Annotated in this window: 8 protein-coding genes and 7 pseudogenes; 9 read left to right on the forward strand and 6 right to left on the reverse strand. The window is 57.2% G+C overall.

Features of this window, described 5'->3' with window-relative positions; genetic code table 11:
* Positions 1-89: 89 nt before the first annotated feature.
* Positions 90-434 carry an L-rhamnose mutarotase gene (rhaM, locus tag FP2506_RS10890; RefSeq protein ID WP_007067532.1) on the reverse strand — a complete coding sequence of 115 codons (345 nt, stop codon included), beginning with the start codon at positions 432-434 and terminating at the stop codon, positions 90-92.
* Entirely contained in the window at positions 424-1,227 is an 804-nt protein-coding gene (locus FP2506_RS10895) for a DeoR/GlpR family DNA-binding transcription regulator (RefSeq protein ID WP_007067533.1), read from the reverse strand. The genes rhaM and FP2506_RS10895 overlap by 11 nt, the downstream gene beginning before the upstream one ends.
* Positions 1,228-1,399: 172 nt before the next feature.
* Between FP2506_RS10895 and FP2506_RS10900 the strand changes: the two genes are divergently transcribed.
* The 4 genes and pseudogenes from FP2506_RS10900 to FP2506_RS19505 all read left to right on the forward strand — a co-directional run.
* Positions 1,400-3,508: a bifunctional rhamnulose-1-phosphate aldolase/short-chain dehydrogenase gene (locus tag FP2506_RS10900; RefSeq protein WP_040489771.1), complete on the forward strand. Its 2,109-nt coding sequence runs from the start codon at positions 1,400-1,402 to the stop codon at positions 3,506-3,508.
* A 46-nt stretch (positions 3,509-3,554) separates the two neighbouring features.
* Positions 3,555-4,853 (forward strand): L-rhamnose catabolism isomerase, encoded by a 1,299-nt coding sequence (gene rhaI / locus FP2506_RS10905; RefSeq protein ID WP_007067535.1) that lies wholly within the window; start codon positions 3,555-3,557, stop codon positions 4,851-4,853.
* Positions 4,854-5,332: 479 nt separating this feature from the next.
* Positions 5,333-6,269, forward strand: a pseudogene (locus FP2506_RS18375) (IS630 family transposase); the annotation flags it as partial.
* 274 nt (positions 6,270-6,543) lie between these two features.
* Positions 6,544-6,658 (forward strand): annotated as a pseudogene (locus FP2506_RS19505) (transposase); the annotation flags it as partial.
* Between the two features lie 374 nt (positions 6,659-7,032).
* On the opposite strand, the pseudogene FP2506_RS10925 reads toward FP2506_RS19505, so the two are convergent.
* Positions 7,033-8,054: pseudogene (locus tag FP2506_RS10925) on the reverse strand (IS110 family RNA-guided transposase).
* Between the two features lie 126 nt (positions 8,055-8,180).
* Here FP2506_RS10925 and FP2506_RS19510 point away from each other — a divergent pair.
* Together FP2506_RS19510 and FP2506_RS18745 are read left to right on the forward strand one after the other, a co-directional pair.
* Positions 8,181-8,330: pseudogene (locus tag FP2506_RS19510) on the forward strand (IS5 family transposase); the annotation flags it as partial.
* A 30-nt stretch (positions 8,331-8,360) separates the two neighbouring features.
* A complete protein-coding gene (locus FP2506_RS18745) occupies positions 8,361-8,585 on the forward strand; it encodes a transposase (RefSeq protein ID WP_007067541.1) in 225 nt (74 codons plus the stop codon).
* 391 nt (positions 8,586-8,976) lie between these two features.
* Here FP2506_RS18745 and FP2506_RS19515 read toward each other — a convergent pair whose 3' ends face one another.
* Entirely contained in the window at positions 8,977-9,096 is a 120-nt protein-coding gene (locus tag FP2506_RS19515; protein WP_148227683.1) for a transposase, read from the reverse strand.
* Between the two features lie 358 nt (positions 9,097-9,454).
* Entirely contained in the window at positions 9,455-10,489 is a 1,035-nt protein-coding gene (locus FP2506_RS10940) for a nucleotidyltransferase family protein (RefSeq protein ID WP_007067543.1), read from the reverse strand.
* A gap of 1,055 nt (positions 10,490-11,544) precedes the next feature.
* On the opposite strand from FP2506_RS10940, the pseudogene FP2506_RS10945 reads away from it, so the two are divergent.
* A pseudogene (locus FP2506_RS10945) lies at positions 11,545-12,754 on the forward strand (IS3 family transposase).
* Positions 12,755-12,887: 133 nt separating this feature from the next.
* On the opposite strand, the gene FP2506_RS10950 reads toward FP2506_RS10945, so the two are convergent.
* Positions 12,888-14,780: a hypothetical protein gene (locus FP2506_RS10950; RefSeq protein WP_040489097.1), complete on the reverse strand. Its 1,893-nt coding sequence runs from the start codon at positions 14,778-14,780 to the stop codon at positions 12,888-12,890.
* A gap of 1,237 nt (positions 14,781-16,017) precedes the next feature.
* Between FP2506_RS10950 and FP2506_RS18390 the strand changes: the two are divergent.
* Both FP2506_RS18390 and FP2506_RS19200 read left to right on the forward strand, forming a co-directional pair.
* Positions 16,018-17,042, forward strand: a pseudogene (locus FP2506_RS18390) (IS5 family transposase).
* A gap of 145 nt (positions 17,043-17,187) precedes the next feature.
* Positions 17,188-18,280 (forward strand): annotated as a pseudogene (locus FP2506_RS19200) (IS3 family transposase); the annotation flags it as partial.
* Positions 18,281-18,651 lie beyond the last annotated feature (371 nt).

The raw sequence follows: 18,651 nt of genomic DNA on the forward strand, positions 1-18,651 counted from the left end.
GCCGGTTTCGAGGTCGTGCAACACCAGCTTGGCGTTCGTCTTGCCGATATCGATGACGGCGACGTTTCGGATCGGACGCTCCATCGGCTTCAATCCATATGGAACAGGGGCTGGAGCGGCACAGCGACGGGTTCATTGTCGGGTTTGGTTCTCATGATGTCGGCCATCGTCGCCCACCAGCGCCGCATCACCGGCTGGTTCGGCAGGTCGTCCATGCCATGGTCGTGCGGCCGCGAGAGGATGCCGAAGAGGGCATTTGTCTCAGGATCGAGGAAGATCGAATAATCCCGGACGCCAGCGTCACGTAGCAACTCGACCAGTTCCGGCCAGATCTCGTCGTGGCGCCGGCGATACTCGTCCGCCATGCCTGAATTGAGCGCCATGCGGAAGGCATACCGTTCAAAGCCGGCCTTCTCGGAAAGATCAGGCGACATCGCGAACGCTCCCTTCCTGGGAAGCCTTGGCCACGATGAGCCGCACACCGGCGGCCTCGACCATCGCTGCGTCCTTGTCGGAGACACCGCCGTCGGTGATCACGACATGCGCCCGCTCGAGCGGCGCGATGATCATGCTCGACGGGTGGCAAAATTTTGAGGAATCGACGAGCAAAACGAGTTCGTCGGCTTGGCGCATCAGCCGCTGTTCGGACTGGATGATCAGAGGGTCGGTTTCCGCGATGCCAAAGGGGGAGATCCCCTGCGCCCCCATGAACATCCGCCGCGCTCGGAAATGCGCGATCCCATCGTTCTCGAAAGGGCTGAGGATCAGGGCCTGATCGCGATAGATCGCGCCGGCCGGCACCATCACAGTGCATTCGGAATGCTCGGTGAGATGAGTCGCGACCGAGAAGGAATTGGTCAGCACCTGAAGTCGGATACCGGCGAAGTGATGCACCATCTGGAACGTGGTCGTCCCGCCATTGATGATGATCGCATCACCCTCCCCGCAGAGCCGTGCGGCTTCCTTCGCGATCGCGCTCTTCTCACTTTCCTTGATCGTACGGGCGGTTTCGAACGGCAGGCTCGAAACCTCGCCGAAGGGCGCGGCTTCCATAGCTTCCGCACCGCCGCGCACACGTTTCAGCTTCTTCCGCAGCGCGAGCGCGGCGATATCCCGGCGGGTCGTCGCTTCCGACGCCTCCGTCAGCCGGGCGAGCTCCTGCACGGTCGCAACCGAGCGGGCCTGAACCACGCTGAGGATGATCCTCTGTCTTTCGCGCTCGTGCATATCCGGCGTTTCTCCCACTCCGGATGCTGGCCGAACCCCGAATGGTTGTCAATCAATTTTGATCATTTTCAATCATATTGCGATGCACAATGATGATTTATGATTGAATTCGTTGACTTGAATGCTGTTTTGGCAAATGCTGCGCGCGAATATCGCTTCGAAGAGGTTTACGATGCCGACACATCCGGAGACGAACGGGTCCGGGCTCCTGCCTTCGCTCTGGGACGAGACCCATGCATCGACCCTCGACGAACCCGGCCGGCTTCTCTACCGCTCGAACCTTCTTGGTGCGGACAAGCGGATCACCAATTACGGCGGCGGCAACACCTCGGCGAAGGTGACAGAGAAGGACCCGCTCTCCGGCGAGGACGTCACGGTTCTATGGGTGAAGGGCTCGGGCGGCGACGTCGGCACGATGAAGCGAGACGGCTTCGCGACGCTCTATCAGGATAAGCTCGAAGCGCTGAAAGGCCTCTATCGCGGCGTCGAGCACGAGGACGAGATGGTCGGCTATCTGCCGCACTGCACCTTCGCGCTCAATCCCCGCGCGGCCTCCATCGATACGCCGCTGCACGCCTATCTGCCCTATATCCATGTCGACCACATGCATCCCGACGCCGTCATCGCGATCGCCGCGACGTCGACGAGCCGTGAGCTGACCCGCGAGGTCTACGGCGAAGAGATCGGCTGGCTCGGCTGGCGCCGGCCAGGCTTTGAACTCGGGCTGGAGCTTTCCGCTTTTGCGGAGGAAAACCCGGACGCCAAGGGCGTTGTCCTCGAGAGCCACGGTCTCTTCACATGGGGAGATACCGGCCGCGACTGCTACGAGACGACGCTCCGCATCATCAATAAGGCCATCGCCTTTCTTGACGAAAAGACAGCCGGCCAGTCGGCCTTCGGCGGTCTCGTTCGCAAGTCTCTGGACGAAAACGAACGCCGCGCCGTAGCCGCGCGGCTGATGCCGGAGATCCGCGCTCGGATCGGCCAAGACGAGCGCAAGATCGGCCATTTCGACGACAGCCAGACCGTTCTCGAGTTTGTCGGCTCCAAGAAACTCGGCGACCTCGCACCGCTCGGCACTTCCTGCCCAGACCATTTCCTGCGCACGAAGATCCGGCCGCTCGTCCTCGTCCTTGGCCCGGCCGGCGACGTCGATACGCGTATCTCCGATCTCGACGCCTCCATCGCATCCTATCGCGAGGACTACGCGCGTTATTACGAGACCTGCAAGCATCCCGACAGCCCGGCGATGCGCGATCCCAATCCCGTGGTCTATCTCGTCCCCGGCGTCGGCATGATCACCTTTGCCAAGGACAAGGCGACGGCGCGGATCGCCGGCGAATTCTACGTCAACGCGATCAACGTCATGCGCGGCGCCTCGGCGATCGGCACCTATCGGGGCCTCCCCGAACAGGAAGCCTTCGACATCGAATATTGGCTCTTGGAGGAGGCAAAGCTCCAGCGCATGCCGAAGCCGAAGGCGCTTGCCGGCCGCGTCGCCTTCATCACCGGCGGCGGCGGCGGCATCGGCCGGGCGACGGCCGAACGGCTCCTAACCGACGGCGCCTGCGTCGTCCTCGCCGATATCGACGAAGGGGCGCTGGAGCGGGCGACGTCCGACCTCGCAGGGCTTTTCGGCGGCGATCTGGTGCGGTCCGTCACCGTCGACGTGACGAGCGAACAGGCAGTCGCAGACGGGTTCGCGCGCATGGCCGTCGACTATGGCGGCGTCGACATTCTCGTCTCCAATGCCGGCATCTCGTCCTCCGCGCCCATCGAAGAGACCGAGCTTTCGATGTGGAACCGGAACATCGATATCCTCGGCACCGGCTATTTCCTCGCCTCGCGCGAAGCCTTCCGCATGTTCCGTCGCCAGAAGCTCGGTGGCGCCGTGGTCTTCATCGCCTCGAAAAATGGCCTCGCCGCCTCACCCAATGCCGCCGCCTATTGCACGGCGAAGGCCGCCGAGATCCACCTCGCCCGATGCCTGGCGCTGGAGGGTGCGGAGGCCGGCATCCGCGTCAATGTCGTCAATCCAGATGCCGTGCTGCAGGGCTCGAAGATCTGGACCGGCGAATGGCGCGAGCAGCGCGCCGCTGCCTACAAGATGGCACCGGACGAACTGGAGGAGCACTACCGCAAGCGCTCCATGCTGAAGCGCTCGGTCCTGCCTTCGGATGTCGCGGAGGCCGTCGCCTTCCTCGTGGGCGATGCCTCGGCAAAATCGACGGGTAACATCATGAATGTCGACGCGGGCAACGCGCAGTCCTTCACACGCTAACGCCCTATACTTTCCCTCGCCTAGGGCCACTTAAGAGTTTCAGCCCATGACCGACATGCCGATCGATCCTTCGGTAATCGAAAGCGATAACGCCGAGCGAAGCACAGGCTTCGAGGCGGATTTTGCGGCCCTTGGCGAACAGCTCGAAAGGTGCGGCGTTGCGATCGACACCATCGTCAAGGCGGTGCGCGATTTCACCGTCGCGGTCCCCTCCTGGGGTGTGGGCACCGGTGGTACGCGGTTCGCCCGCTTTCCTGGCCCTGGCGAGCCGCGCGGCATCATGGAAAAGCTCGACGACTGCGCCGTGATCCATCAGCTCGGCCGTTCGACTCCCTCGGTCTCGCTGCATATTCCGTGGGACCGCACCGACCCGGCGGCGCTGAAAGATAAGGCGCAAAGCCTCAAACTCTCCTTCGATGCCATGAACTCGAACACGTTTCAGGATCATCCCGACGATCCGAAACAGCCGCTCTCCTACAAGTTCGGATCACTCAGCCATGCCGACGAGGCGGTGCGGAGACAGGCGGTCGAGCACAATCTCGACGTTATCGAATTCGGCCAAGCGATCGGATCGACCGCAATCACCGTCTGGATCGGTGATGGCTCAAACTTTCCGGGCCAGGTCGACCTTTTGCGCAGCTTCGAGCGCTATCTTGAATCGGCGAAGGCAATCTACGGCGCCCTCCCCGAGGATTGGCGCATCTTCACCGAACACAAGATGTACGAGCCGGCCTTCTATTCGACGATCGTGCAGGACTGGGGCACGAACCTCCTCATCGCGCAGGAGCTCGGGCCGAAAGCCTACTGCCTCGTCGACCTCGGCCACCACGCGCCGAACGTGAATATCGAGCAGATCGTCTCGCGGCTGATCTTCGCCAGAAAGCTCGGCGGCTTCCATTTCAACGACTCGAAATATGGCGACGACGATCTCGACACGGGCTCGATCGATCCGTTCCGGCTATTCCTCGTGTTTAACGAACTGATCGAGGCAGGCGAAGCGCTGGAACGTCTTGATCCGGCACACATGATCGACCAGTCGCACAACGTGACCGATCCGATCGAAAGCCTTATTCGCTCCGCAGACGAAATTCGCCGGGCCTATGCGCAGGCGCTTCTCGTCGATCGGGTCGCGCTACGAGAATATCAGGATGCGAACGATCCAATGATGGCGTCCGAATGCCTGAAACAGGCTTTCCGAACGGACGTTACGTCGATCCTCGCGAAGGCTCGGATAATGGATGGGGGCGCGATCGATCCAATCGCCGCGTATCGCGCCAGCGGCTACCGCAAAAAGGTCGCCATCGAGCGCCCTGAGGTCAAAGGCGGTGGGGGCGGCATCGTTTGATCGGATCCTCCGATGACAACGCTCACGGTCTGAGTTTGGTGGCCAATGGGTAGCGATAGCTTGGCTGACGCGATGAAGACCGAGCCGCGCGGCCGTCCATTTTCATCGCACCGCGCGCGATGCTCCGAGGTGAAGCCACCACGCAGGCGACCGAGCGCCTAGTTTCCAAAAGTCGCTTCTTACGTCGACTGCGCAAAGATGAGCACGTACGACCGTGGGGTCGAGCATGTCGGCCGACTGCTCTTGCTCCGCCATCGCGGCAAGCGTTTCCGGTATCGCATCGCACAAGCCGGTTTCGACCCAACGGCGATAACGCCGACTGTTCCACGTGCCATGCCGATCACCGTTCAGTTTTGGTGTATCCTGAGTTAAGCACACAGTGCATAGCGCTAGAGGATATCTTTTGATCGATGAATTGAATGCGAAGTAATTTTTGGAGCGGCACCTGTTTCAAAATCTCTCCATGAAGGAGGTGAATGGTGGGCAGAGCGTTGAGCGAAGATTTGCGTTCACGGGTTCTGAACGCATCTTCGGACGGGATGCCCGCACGTCAGGCTGCAGCCCAGGCCGGGGTCGGCATCTCGACGGCAATCCGTTAGGTCGGGCGCGCGAAGGTTTGTGAGCGAACGCCACAGCTGCAAGGTTGGCGGCGCGGTTCGGCTCTTGATTCGCATGAAGCTTTCATCGTCGGGATGATTGAGGAGCAGAAGGACGTCACGCTCGACGAGATGGTTAAGCGTCTCGTCGACGAAGTGGGAGTTCGAATTAGGTGCAGTACTATGAGCGTCTGGCTCTACCGCCGCGGCTGGGCCTTCAAAAAAGATCGCACACGCGCTGGAGCAAGAGCGAGCCGACCTCCTGGGTCGACGCCGAGCCTGGCTTAAAGCCAGCCCGATCTCGATCCCGCACGCTTGGTGTTCATTGATGAGATGGGACTGTCGACCAATATAGCCCGCTCGCGGTCGGGCGCCTTGCGGCGAGCGTTACCGGGCGGAGATCCCTCACTGTTACTGGAAGACGACGACCTTCACCGGCGCGCTGCGACTGACGGGAATGACTGCGCCCATGGTTCTGTACAGCGCCGCACACGATATCGCCTTGTAGGCCTACGTCGAACAGGTGCTCGTGCCGACGCTTATCCCAGGTGACATCGTGACCATAAATGATCTTCCGGCGCTACAGGCCGAGAGCGTACGATCGGTGATCGAGCGCGCAGGTGCCACGCTGCTTTATTTACCGCCCTACGATCTCGACTTCAATCCGATCGAGATGGCCTTTACCAGTTTCAAGTCACTTCCGCGGGCATGAGCCGAGCGCTCAGTCGACTGGCTCTGAGACGCTGTCGGCACCGTCCTTCCGCTCTCCCAAACCGACGAATGTGCCAATTACTTCATCGCCGTCAGATATGAGCCGGATCAAGATGGATTTGCTCTAAATCGTCGCGTTTGTTGGGACTATCGGAAACCCAGTGTGTGTGCGAGGATATTAGGGACTAAGGAGGCTGCCCTTGGCCGCCGCAGGGACCCAGGGTCCTTAGGCTACGTGAACAAAGGTCGACGCGCTTTCGCTTGGTCGATAGAGACTGCCATTTGGAGGCAGTTTTGGGCGAGCGCATCGAAATATCTAATAAGACTGTGCGATCATCGAGCCTCTCCTGCCTGCGGAGCGCGGGCGCGGATGCCGACCCTCACACGATAACCGCCGTTTCTTCGAAGGCATGAGGTGGCTTGCCCGGACCGGGCCGCAATGGCGGCATCTGCCCGATGAATACGGCAAATGGAACAGCGTCTTCCGGCGTTATCGCCTTTGGCTCGAAACCGGCCTGTTCGATGCGATGCTCGAAACGCTGGCGGAGATGGCGGATCGAGAGCGATCGGCCGACATGGTCGATTCCACTGTCGTGCGCGCTCATCACTGCGCGGTGGGCGTAAACGTATGGCCCGCCCCTGTTGCAAGTGGTTTCCGATTGAAGGCGTGAGCAGTCTGCAAAAACGTATCCGGCATGTCGGTCGTGCCGCCGCCAAGATGGAGATCCGCGCGTTCTGATCCTCATAAAAGGGCCGGCTTCGGAGAGCCATCTTGCACCGGAGGTTTTGAGAGCGCCGATCGACTGTCAGGCCATCTTCCTTTCACCGCTCGCAGCTCGTTGGCTCCGGCACGGAAATCGAGGCCAATTTCATCAGATCGTTTGCGGTCGCTCCTCGTAAGAACAAGCGTGACGAAGTAGCGCCCAGACGGTCCGCGCCATCTTCGCCGCAAGCGCGACCACGGCGGTGTTGGGATGCGTCCTCGCCAGAAGTCCGCGCAGCCACGATCCGACGGCCGTGTCCGACGCCCGCAAGACCGGCATTGCCGCTTGGGCACCCTGGATCAGCATCTTGCGCAGTATTTGGAACCGCGCTTAGTGATCCCAGAAGCTTGGGCCGTCCGCCGGTCGTCACCTGTCGCGGAACGAGGCCGAGCCAGGCCGCTAGGTCGCGTCCCTTCACAAAAGTCGCGGCGGCTCCCATGGCGGCCACAAGCGCCGTGGCGTTGAGAGGACCAATGCCCGGAATCGTCGTCAGCCGTTTGGCGCGTTCATCGCTTTTGGACATTGAGACGAATTCCGCGTCGAAGGCGGCGATCCGCCCGTCCAATTCGTCCCAGCGCTTTCTCATGTCCGCCAGCAGGAAGCTCATGCGGACACCGAGCCTATCGGTCTCGCCCTCGAGCAATACTTCCAACCGCAAACGCAACTTTACATGCCTTTGAGCGACGACATTACCGCGCTCCAGAAGCAGGCTTCGGATCTGGTTCGTCAGTGGTGTGCGGTCGCCGACGAGCCTGTCGCGCACCCGGTGCAGGGTTTGAACGTCTAGTTGCTCTTCGCTCTTGAGAGCGACGAACCGCATGGTCGGTCGTGTCGCAGCTTCCGCGATCGCCTCGGCATCGCGGTCGTCATTTTCTAGGCCTCCACGTAAGGCCGAACGTATTCCGGCAACATCATGCGGATGTCACGGCCTTGCGCCTGCATCGCCCGGCCAGCGTGATGAGCGCCATAGCAGGCTTCCATCGCAATTACGCAGGAGGAAGCTTGGCGGTGAAGGCAATCAAGTTCTCACGCCACACCCGACGCCTCAGGACCATGGTTCCACCTTCGTCGAAGCCAACGAGGTTGCAGCTGTTCTTGCCGAGATCAATGCCCAGAATCATGATGTTCACAGTTCGCTCCTTCCTATCCAGACATCGGCAACCCTACACGGGAGCCTGAGGGGCGGACCATCCATGAAAGGGACTTAGAAAACCTAAGCGCTCGGCCGATCGCAGGTCGACTTCACCTCGAAGCTCCACGCGTGGTGCGACGGCAAAGGGCGCCCGCTCGGCTTTCTCCTGCCACCGGGCCAGACACACGACGTCATCGGCTTCGGCCCGTTGATGCGCATGATCGACGATCGGATCGAAGCGCTTTTAGCCGATAAGGGAAGGGATACGACGTAGGACGCAGCCGGGGTGCGTAAGGAATTGCGAGTGGCGAACATCGAGGCGGTTATTCCCGCCAAGCGGAACCGGATCGATCCGTCGTCGCATGACGCTGAGAAGTACAAATGGCGCAATCTCGTCGCGCGCCTGTTTTACAAACTCAAGAACTGGCGGCGGGTCGCCACACGACACGACGAAACCAGAGAACCCTATCTCGGCTTCGTCTCCATCGCCGCAGTCAAACTATGGCTACCCTTCGTCCATTGGGCCTAATCTCTTCGCGAATGCGATGAACGGCACGACCTCGCCGTAGCCCTTTCGCGAGCTTTGGCCAATCGCCACGTGTCTCAGGGCCCGCTCGGCGTGTTCGAGCGCCGTTGGGTCTTCTATTATTCAGCGGTCGCTGCATCGGTGGTAGCTGGGTGGATGTCTTCCCGCGCTATGGCAACGGGCTTGCCGCTCTTGTAGGACATGAAGTCGAGTTTGTGACGCAGGACATGGACGATCCAGGTTTTAACCGTAGCGTTCAGGAAACGCCGGTGATTGCTTCTGGAGAGGCCTTCAGGCCGTCAATACCTGGAGGACCTCGTCGACTTCACCGGCTTTCATCTCGTTTGCGAGATGCAGCCAGAACTTAGCGCCCTCGTTCTGCTTCTGCCAGAAGTCAGTGGGTCTCTTTTCTGCCGTCGTCAAGAACCCCGAAAGCAATATGAACCGCCTTGTTGCGAACGAGACCTTTATCCCTAATCTTATCGGGGAAAACCAGGGAATAAACCGGCTGGATCGACTGGGCCCATCAGGGGACAACCCTGTCCAGAACCGCATCCATCGCCGCCGGGATCAGGTCCGACGAGACATCGGCGCATCAGAGACCATGGAAATGACTGACAATCTCAGTTAGTCATGCGGCCGCCGTACATCGAGATAACTTTCTCCTTGAAGCCCGGAAAGCGGCACTCCTACTTCAACACGTCGCTGTTTTTCGGCGTGGAGATTAAATGCCCTGTTACGAGCGATTTACCGATTCGACCAAATATACATTCCGAATTAACGGAAAATAAACAACTGAGAGGCTCTCCCTTCGGTCGCAGAAATACTTATTTTCGATAATTTTTACCACACAAAATTCCATCAGAAACCGTCTATTCTTTGCGGAAGTCGCTGCGCGCCTTCTGTAGATCGCCGATTTGCCCGACATCGATCCAATATTCGCGCATAGGAAAAACCACCGCTTTCATATTTCGCTCCAATATGCGGTCGAATAATTGTGTCATGTCGGCATGCTCTCTATACGCCAACAACTCAAGAGAATTGGGAGAGAGGACGTAGATACCAGCGTTGACATACTGAGATATAGTTGGCTTCTCTTCAATAGAAAGCAACCGGGCGTCGTCGCTCCGCACTACACCATATGGTATCTGCACGAGATGTTCCCTGGCGCAGAGAGTTGCATCTGCCAAGTGCTCGTCATGAAAACGGATGACCGATTCAAAGTGCAGTGTCGTAAGCAAATCACCGTTCATGATAATAAAGGGCCGGCTTGGGCGCTCAGGCAATAATGTAAGCGCGCCAGCTGTCCCTAAAGCCTCCTCTTCTTGGACGTAGGTAATTGAGGAGTCAAATGCTGAGCCATCGCCGAAATAGTCACGGACAACGTTGGCCATATAGTTGAGGCATATCGTAAAATTACGGAAGCCTTGATCCGTAAAATTTCTAAGGATGATCTCGAGTAGCGGCCGACCTCCAACCGGCAACATAGGTTTCGGCATTGTTTCAGTCAGCGGCCTCAGCCGTTTTCCAAGACCTCCAGCCATCAATATCACCTCAGTCTCTCTAGATTGAAGAGTCGAAAAGTCATCTAGAAAGGCGACATCAAATAGAAAACCGTCCGCGTCAATGATTGGCATATGATGGACGTTTTTTTCACGCATAAGCCGCGCGGCATCTTTGCGTGATGGGGCAGAAATAAAGTCTGACTGCATTATTCGGTTTACTGGGTCCTCGAGCGAAACGCCCTGCAGAAAACCCCGCCGCAAGTCACCGTCGGTGACCATAGCGACAAGCCGCCCATTGGACGAGATTACAAATGCGACTTGCCGACCGGCATGATCGATGCTTTCGATTGCTTCTCGAATTGTCGCATCTTCAAGTATGCAAAGTTGCTTGATATCTAACACGTTGTACCCTCGAAATTAGATCTGCCGCGTTTGCTCATGAAAGCGTCCAAGCCTACAGCTCCTGGATAGCAAAAAAGAAATCAATGCTAACCGAATGCTTGAATATTCGCGAAGCAAATTACCGCTGCGGCTGAAGCACGTGGTCCGATGCGACGTAAATGTCAAGCGTGGATCGCGAACGAATACCCGAAACTTGCTTCTTCTATGTATTTTGAGCTGACCTTGTGGTCCGAATTCGTGCAATTCTATGTTTTCCGCGTCGGTAAATTCAGACTGCGGTTCGCGATTCAATCTGTCGGGCCGATATAAAGCAGGCATGGCACGAACAATATCGATTGATCTCCGGCAATGGGTAGGACGCAATGCGCCAGGGTGCGATAACGCATGCGGCGGCTAATTGATCCAGAATACGGCGTAGGGCGCCTAACCGTTCGGCCTCATCGACTAATCGCGCGACAGGATTCGAGGACACTTCGAACGGGTGGTCCAGCGCACCGCTCAGGATCGGCTTTTATTCACCTTCGACTACGGCAATGTACGGTTCTATGACGAACTGTTTAAGAATGCGCTCATTTCACACGCTCCTCGCTAGGTGCGCTGCTCCTACCTCTGGCTCATTACATTCAACTCAGATTCCTAAGGTCATCACATTGAGATAATAGCATTGAACGTAAAGGTTTTAGTCACTGCAATAAATGCGAAGGCCGCGAACCCTGGAAATTAGCTTTGCGTTTAAGCTGAAAGGAAATGACCATGCAATATTTTAGTGGCGGAGAGGCAGGGACTCGCCTCCAATTAAGTCGATGTCATTGTTTAATTTGTGATCTCTGCCACCACTCGTTTTTTCTTTTGTATCACTACACAATACCATTTGCCCGAATCGCAAATAATAGAGGGGCCCGGTTTCGAAGACGCCGGATCTTCTACCTTGAAAGGAGAAAGCATTGCACGCAGCCGTTTCTTTTTACAGCGAGCGACTGCTTCCCCCTGGGTGACCTGCCACTCATTTCGTCGCGACACTTGATTAGACTCCGCTCTTGATGAGTGCGACCGAAATGACGCGAAAGCCTTTTACGGACGAGCAGATAATCAACGGCCGAAATGAGTATTAAGCCAGTGTTAAGGGCGCTGATCTCGCCCGCAGGCACGGAATCTGCGAGGGGACGCTTTACAACTTGAAGGCCAAAGACGGCGGCATAGCTGTCTCCGACACCAAGCGCCTTGAGGCTTTGGAGGAGGAGAACGCCAAGCTGAAGAGTTCCTGGCCGAACAGATGCTGGATTGTAGCCGCGCTCCGCGACGTTCGACCTACGGTCTCCCTGTAGCGAAAATGGTAGAGCCCGCCGCCAAACGCGGAGCCGTTTCGCATCTGCGGGCCGTGATGGACCTGTCAGAGCGGTGGGCCTGCCAGATCGTCGGTGCCGATCGGAAGATGGTTCGCTACCAGTCGCGCAGACCACCGGATAGAGAGCTTCGCGGCAAGCTGCGCGATCTGACCCATGAGCGGCGTTTTTTCGGCTACCGCCGCTTGTTCGTTCTCCTGCGTGGCGAGGGCGAGCCTTCCTTGATCGTCCGCATCTATCGTCTGTATCGCGCGGAAGGGATGGCAGTCCGCAAGCGCCGTGCCCGGCGGCGTGCCGTGGGAACCCGGGCGCCGATCCTCATCGAGGCCAAGCCGAACGCTCGCTGGTCATTGGATTTCGTCCACGACCAGTTTGCCTGTGGACTCCGTTTCCGCGTTCTCAACATCGTCGACGATGTCACGCGAGAATGCCTCGCAGCAATCCACAATACATCGGCCTCCGGTCGCCGTGTCGTCCACGAACCAAAAGCGTTGATCGCGAGCCCTGGCAAGCCTGGAATTATCTCCGATCACGGCACGGAGTTCACCTCGAACGCGATCCTCGCCTAGTCAGAAGACCATAGAGTGGAATGGCACTAAATCATGCCCGGCAAGTCGATGCAGAACGGTTTCATTTAGAGCTTCAATGGCCGCATACGTGACGAACGACTGAACGAGAGCTTGTTCCTCAGCCTCGGCCACACGCGCGCAGTTCGATCACCGCCTGGATCCGGGATTTCAACACGCGGCGGCCGCGCTCCCCGCTCGGCTACCTGACCCCGGCGGACTTCGCCAAGACGATCAGCACAACCGGCTTCGGCGCTCCGCTATCAGAGCGCTTCAAGTCTACGCCGTCCTGCGGACCTCAACCCGCGCCCGGCGGAGTAGCAGAAACGGACAAGGCTCCAATCGCCGTAGGATGAAAGATCGGGGGCAGATCAGATCGCAAAATTGCATTGCATCCAGCGCAGTTCACATGACGGCATATGGCGGCTGTTGAAGCCCTCTAATGATGACTATAAAACAATTTTTGTTCGGTGGCGGGCAAACGGATGGCTACAGGTCAAGCAGCTTTCGGAGGGGCCGCGCTATTGGCGATAGCGATCTACGGTAAGATAATTGGAGCTCCGAATAGCATTTCATAATTGAGCCTTGTCGCTCTTTTGGCTTTTGCTTGCCGTTCCTCAACTGGTTTGCAATTATTTCCCTGACGCGCTCTAGAGCTCGACCATCACGGAGCACATCGACTGCGGATTCATTAGCAGCAAGTCGCTTAAGCGTTGGAACTATCTCCTCTGGTGAAGATATCTCTGGTGCAATTCCTGATGAGTCGAGGTCGAATGGTAGAGGCTTTCCAAAAGGATTTACAGCGATGGCTGGCTTTTGCATTGCATGAGCCTCGATGGCAACGGAACTAAAGTGCGTAAAAACAGCGTCCGAGGCAACAATTGCAATAGGAGACTTCGCTTCCTGATTAACTAGGATCTCGATGTTGTATGTTCGTGCAAGTTCATCATAGGCTTGGCGGTACGGGCTGGTCTCGTTCGGATGCATCTTAATCAAAACTGTGACACCACCGCGAGCCAACGCTGCATCACAAACTACACGAGCGACGGTGATGATGGTTTTGACGCCAAGCGGCTGCGAAGCGAAGAGCCATACGTCACCATCTGTGCTGAGCCCAAGACATGAACGTGCTTCAACTTTATTCAGCGTTCGGTACGGCGCCATATCGTGATCAACTTTGAAGCTGCCGATCGGAAGCACGCCGTCCTTCTTGCCAAGACGCGCAAACATCCGCGCTGACTCATCGTTCAGAGCGAAAACGGTCTTGGCCGCCGGGGCTAAAAAGCGTCGTGTCCGGGTAATCGTGCCTGTTTGTACATCGAACGTTGGCAATCCCACTTCATGGGCGGCGGCAACCAGGATGTTCGACGGCAGATGCCGTCCGGGCACGACGATCACTCCATCAACACACGACACCAGCCTTTTTGCCTGTCTCCATATAACGCGGTGTAGCCGTTCTAGTCTCATGCATTCGCGCAACGCGAAGTCATGAAGGGCAGGTCCGAAACGATCCTCCATCTGTTCATATCCAGTTGCGATCCGACTAGCCGACCGCCCGACGTCCCGCATGCGTTTGAGATCTGCCATAGAGGCCTTTACGGTCGGAACCTTAACTAGGTCTACAAGAGCGAGCTTTTTCACCGGATTTGGAAGGTAGTTTTTAAGAAAATCCGGCTCAAAAGGGCCTAGCGATGCGTTCGATATTACGAGGTCGAAAGTGCGTGTCAGATCATTCAGAAGCGGCGCGGCGACACCGACATATTGCAAATTACCTGTAGCGATCGACAAACAAAGCCGGCCACGCGATTTAGAGCGTTCGAGTTTACGGATTGCCGTCTCATCGTAGCCCCTCAACCCGCCGCGCTGGATCGCATCCCATACCTCCTGTGCTGCGTTCCGGGACGGGGGAGGACTACCGACCGAGCGCAGGCGCTTGCCGAAGGATGCTGCGAGCAAATCCCAGAGTGCACGATTGCTGGTCTCATCGGGCGACGAAACGAGCGCGACCTCTACATCAGGTTCATCGGACAGAAGACGTTCCAAGACATACGGGCCTCGCAGTGCCGCAACGAGTCGGTCCTGAAGTGCCACGAAGTGGCTCCAGCGCCACTCTTCCCTGACGCATGCAGAATAGCCTTCTGCGACAGCTTGGCAGAACCCGTAAAGCAGATCGTCATGTTCACCCCCGACGCTCTCAAATGCAAGAAGCTCATAGGGCAGATCCCGATCGCGAATAACAGAAGCTAGTTCCGTCTGGCTATGCCTGTCCGGGCAGAACAAACGCGTTTTAGACGACCCTGGGGTGTCAGCGACGACTTCCGCAATCGCTCGAACGGCATCAACCTTCGGCTGTATGACGTAGACTGTGTTCGCTCTGTTCATTCCAAATGCCTCGTGCCTCGCGCACGTTCCTTGCGTGACAGAACAGACCGATACTCCCAAAAGTAGAGTAAGTCAGATGAGTTCTTCGCTTTTCACTGCAATTGTATCGCTCGCCATCGCCGGAAGGGAAAGTGCGACGACAGCGGAATACCTCACTTCGTGCTCCACCTCTTTGCAGCCGCTTCTAAAAATCTTTGTAGCGGAGGACGTTGTTGGTGTCCCAGGCGAATGAAACCAGGAACTGGTTCGGAACTTGTATATTCCAGTCCGATCTGCCTGATCTGACTTCCATCCGCAACAAACGATCTATTTGTGCTTGATGTGTCAATTGTGCGACGACTTTCAACTCGAACCTACGCGAAGGTTCAAAATGCGCTGCAATAGATGACTGTTACGTCTTATGTGTTGACAGCGAAAGCGGCACTGGGCGCAAATCTATCGAAGCGACCGGTCACCTCCGAAGCCGTCGGATGGCCGTATGGTTGGTGCATCAATTGCCGCTATCTGCCACCGATACAATCAGTAAAGTTGACCGTCTCCAGGATGCCATGCCTCCATCAATCCTTGTAAGATTTGCATTATTTCACCGCTGTTTCAAATTGCGATGATACTCTCGACGCGACCATTCCGCGTGCTGCTCGTCGCCTACATCCATTAATTGTAGGACCAAGGCACCGCATTCCAGCGACGTACACGTCGATCTTACAAACCAAAAATATGTTTTATGCTTCGTTACGTTAGATGATTGCAGTATGTCTGCAAATTGCAGCTCGTAGGGCAGCCTTGAAGTTGATTGTCAAGAACGCGCGTGTAGCGAACCGTTTGAAGGCGTTAGTTCCGATGGCTACGCCAATGCCACGGAGCAATTTAAAAGGCCGGTCATCCAATAAACCTGCCCTCTTCCGGTTCACTCGCGGCTGCGAATGGGCCGGTGGCGAGTTTCAGTGTATACCACAATAAGATGCGCTTAATTGTTTCTTCAAAAATTGAAAGCATCCTCAATGCTGCAAAAGCGTAAGAAGCAGAGCGTTCTTGCCAATATATATCAGAAATCAGAGAGTGTTTATCGAAAAGAGATGGGTAATTTTGAAGCTGCATTATGTGTACTTACTTCAATTGAACCCCTCGAAAAACACCCCTCCTGTCGTGATTTATGATTACAACGGCCTGATCGGGTTGGGAGGATGGGATATGTAAACAGCTGGAATTCTGGGATATCGATGAGCGCAATGGCTGACTGAGTGAGGCCGGCGATCTTCTTGACAAGAAGAACGCGATCATTCCGGGGAAAGGTTTTTCGGAAGCCGCTCTCTAAGGCTCTCAAGCGCTCGGACGGATCGCAGGGCAGCAGACCGCCCTACGATCCGGTTCGGATGTTCGAGGTGTTGATCCTTCAGATGCTTGACAACCTCCCGGACGATCAGGCCGAGTTTCAGATAGAAGACCGGCTCTCATTCATGCGGTTCATCTGGCTCGATCTCGACGACAAGGTCTCGGACGCCAAGACTATCTGCCTGTTCCGCGAACACCTTTCCGAACGTGGTGCGATCAAGAGTTTGTTCGCTCGCTTTGATAGCATCTCGCGAAGGCCGGCTAACTGACGATGGGCGGCTAGTTCGTGAACGCGACGATTGTCGCGGTATCGAAGCAGCGCAATACCGAAGACGAGAAGGTTGTGATCAAGGCCGGCGAGGTGCAGGGAGCCTTAAGAACAAAGGCGCCAAGCTGCGTCAAAAGGATCGTGACGCCCGGTGGACCGTGAAGTTCTTCAAGACGAAGCCGGCAGCGGAAACCAAACAGCAGCATATCGACATCGCGGTCCCCGCGTTCGGCTACAAGAACCATGTGTCGATCGACCGTCGTCGCGACTTCATCCGCGGCTGGTTAGCGACGATCGCCGTCTGGGACGGGGCGGAACTGACGGAGGTCCTCGCTCGGCAGAATACGAGTTCAAAGGTCTGGGCGGATACCGCTTACCGATCGAAAAGAACGATGACTGGTTGGATCGGAACGGCTTCACGTCGGATATCCACCGCAAGAAGCCAAAGAGGAGGCCGATGAGTGAGTGAATATCCGCGTCAATGGCCGGCGTTCTGTGATCCGCTTTAAGATCGAGCATGTCTTCGCTCGTCAGCATGGACCCAGGAGCACCTTTATCCGAATCATCGGATCGCGCGGGCCGAGGCGAAGATCGGCGTGGGTATTCTCGCCTACAATCTCACGCGCTTTGTCTGGCATCAGCGGCGAGGTGCGCCCGCATGATGGCAAAAGCGCCGTCAGAGCGACTTGAAGGCGGTCTGCAAATTACGAAAAAATCCGAAAATGCGACGCGTCAAAGAAAATGCGACCCCGACACAACCTTCAAGCCGTCTTTAGCACTTGCAAATCGCGGTTCTTCGAGATGCCCAACTTGAAGGCCAAAGACGGCGGCATAGCTGTCTCCGACACCAAGCGCCTTGAGGCTTTGGAGGAGGAGAACGCCAAGCTGAAGAGTTCCTGGCCGAACAGATGCTGGATTGTAGCCGCGCTCCGCGACGTTCGACCTACGGTCTCCCTGTAGCGAAAATGGTAGAGCCCGCCGCCAAACGCGGAGCCGTTTCGCATCTGCGGGCCGTGATGGACCTGTCAGAGCGGTGGGCCTGCCAGATCGTCGGTGCCGATCGGAAGATGGTTCGCTACCAGTCGCGCAGACCACCGGATAGAGAGCTTCGCGGCAAGCTGCGCGATCTGACCCATGAGCGGCGTTTTTTCGGCTACCGCCGCTTGTTCGTTCTCCTGCGTGGCGAGGGCGAGCCTTCCTTGATCGTCCGCATCTATCGTCTGTATCGCGCGGAAGGGATGGCAGTCCGCAAGCGCCGTGCCCGGCGGCGTGCCGTGGGAACCCGGGCGCCGATCCTCATCGAGGCCAAGCCGAACGCTCGCTGGTCATTGGATTTCGTCCACGACCAGTTTGCCTGTGGACTCCGTTTCCGCGTTCTCAACATCGTCGACGATGTCACGCGAGAATGCCTCGCAGCAATCCACAATACATCGGCCTCCGGTCGCCGTGTCGTCCACGAACCAAAAGCGTTGATCGCGAGCCCTGGCAAGCCTGGAATTATCTCCGATCACGGCACGGAGTTCACCTCGAACGCGATCCTCGCCTAGTCAGAAGACCATAGAGTGGAATGGCACTAAATCATGCCCGGCAAGTCGATGCAGAACGGTTTCATTTAGAGCTTCAATGGCCGCATACGTGACGAACGACTGAACGAGAGCTTGTTCCTCAGCCTCGGCCACACGCGCGCAGTTCGATCACCGCCTGGATCCGGGATTTCAACACGCGGCGGCCGCGCTCCCCGCTCGGCTACCTGACCCCGGCGGACTTCGCCAAGACGATCAGCACAACCGGCTTCGGCGCTCCGCTATCAGAGCGCTTCAAGTCTACGCCGTCCTGCGGACCTCAACCCGCGCCCGGCGGAGTAGCAGAAACGGACAAGGCTCCAATCGCCGTAGGATGAAAGATCGGGGGCAGATCAGATCGCCCTGCCATCCAGAACCTGCCCACGATGGCAGGGGCGCCACCCCTCGCCCGATGCGTACGATCAGCGATCGGATTGAAGTGCTACTTGCCTAAAGGGATACGATGCTGCCGCGATCTGCGAGGAACTGCAAGAGTCGGACATGAGGCGGTCATTCCCGACAAGTGGGACTAGATCGATCTGACGCCGCCTGACACCGAAAAGTGAAGATATCGCAATCGGGTAGAGCGCTCTTAAACAATTTAAAGAACTGAACCCAGGTCCGCAACGCGAGAAGACAAGACTAAAGAGCCCTAACTTGGCTTCCTCTCCATCGCGGTGTCACACGACGGTTACCCGTTGGTCATACA

The organism is Fulvimarina pelagi HTCC2506 (genome assembly GCF_000153705.1).
Taxonomy (GTDB): Bacteria; Pseudomonadota; Alphaproteobacteria; order Rhizobiales; family Rhizobiaceae; genus Fulvimarina; species Fulvimarina pelagi.

Bases quoted from the DNA above. Each gene is read 5' to 3' on its own strand.
- rhaM (WP_007067532.1), bottom strand. From the start codon at position 434: ATGTCGCCTGATCTTTCCGAGAAGGCCGGCTTTGAACGGTATGCCTTC.
- FP2506_RS10895 (WP_007067533.1), bottom strand. From the start codon at position 1,227: ATGCACGAGCGCGAAAGACAGAGGATCATCCTCAGCGTGGTTCAGGCC.
- FP2506_RS10900 (WP_040489771.1), top strand. From the start codon at position 1,400: ATGCCGACACATCCGGAGACGAACGGGTCCGGGCTCCTGCCTTCGCTC.
- rhaI (WP_007067535.1), top strand. From the start codon at position 3,555: ATGACCGACATGCCGATCGATCCTTCGGTAATCGAAAGCGATAACGCC.
- FP2506_RS10950 (WP_040489097.1), bottom strand. From the start codon at position 14,780: ATGAACAGAGCGAACACAGTCTACGTCATACAGCCGAAGGTTGATGCC.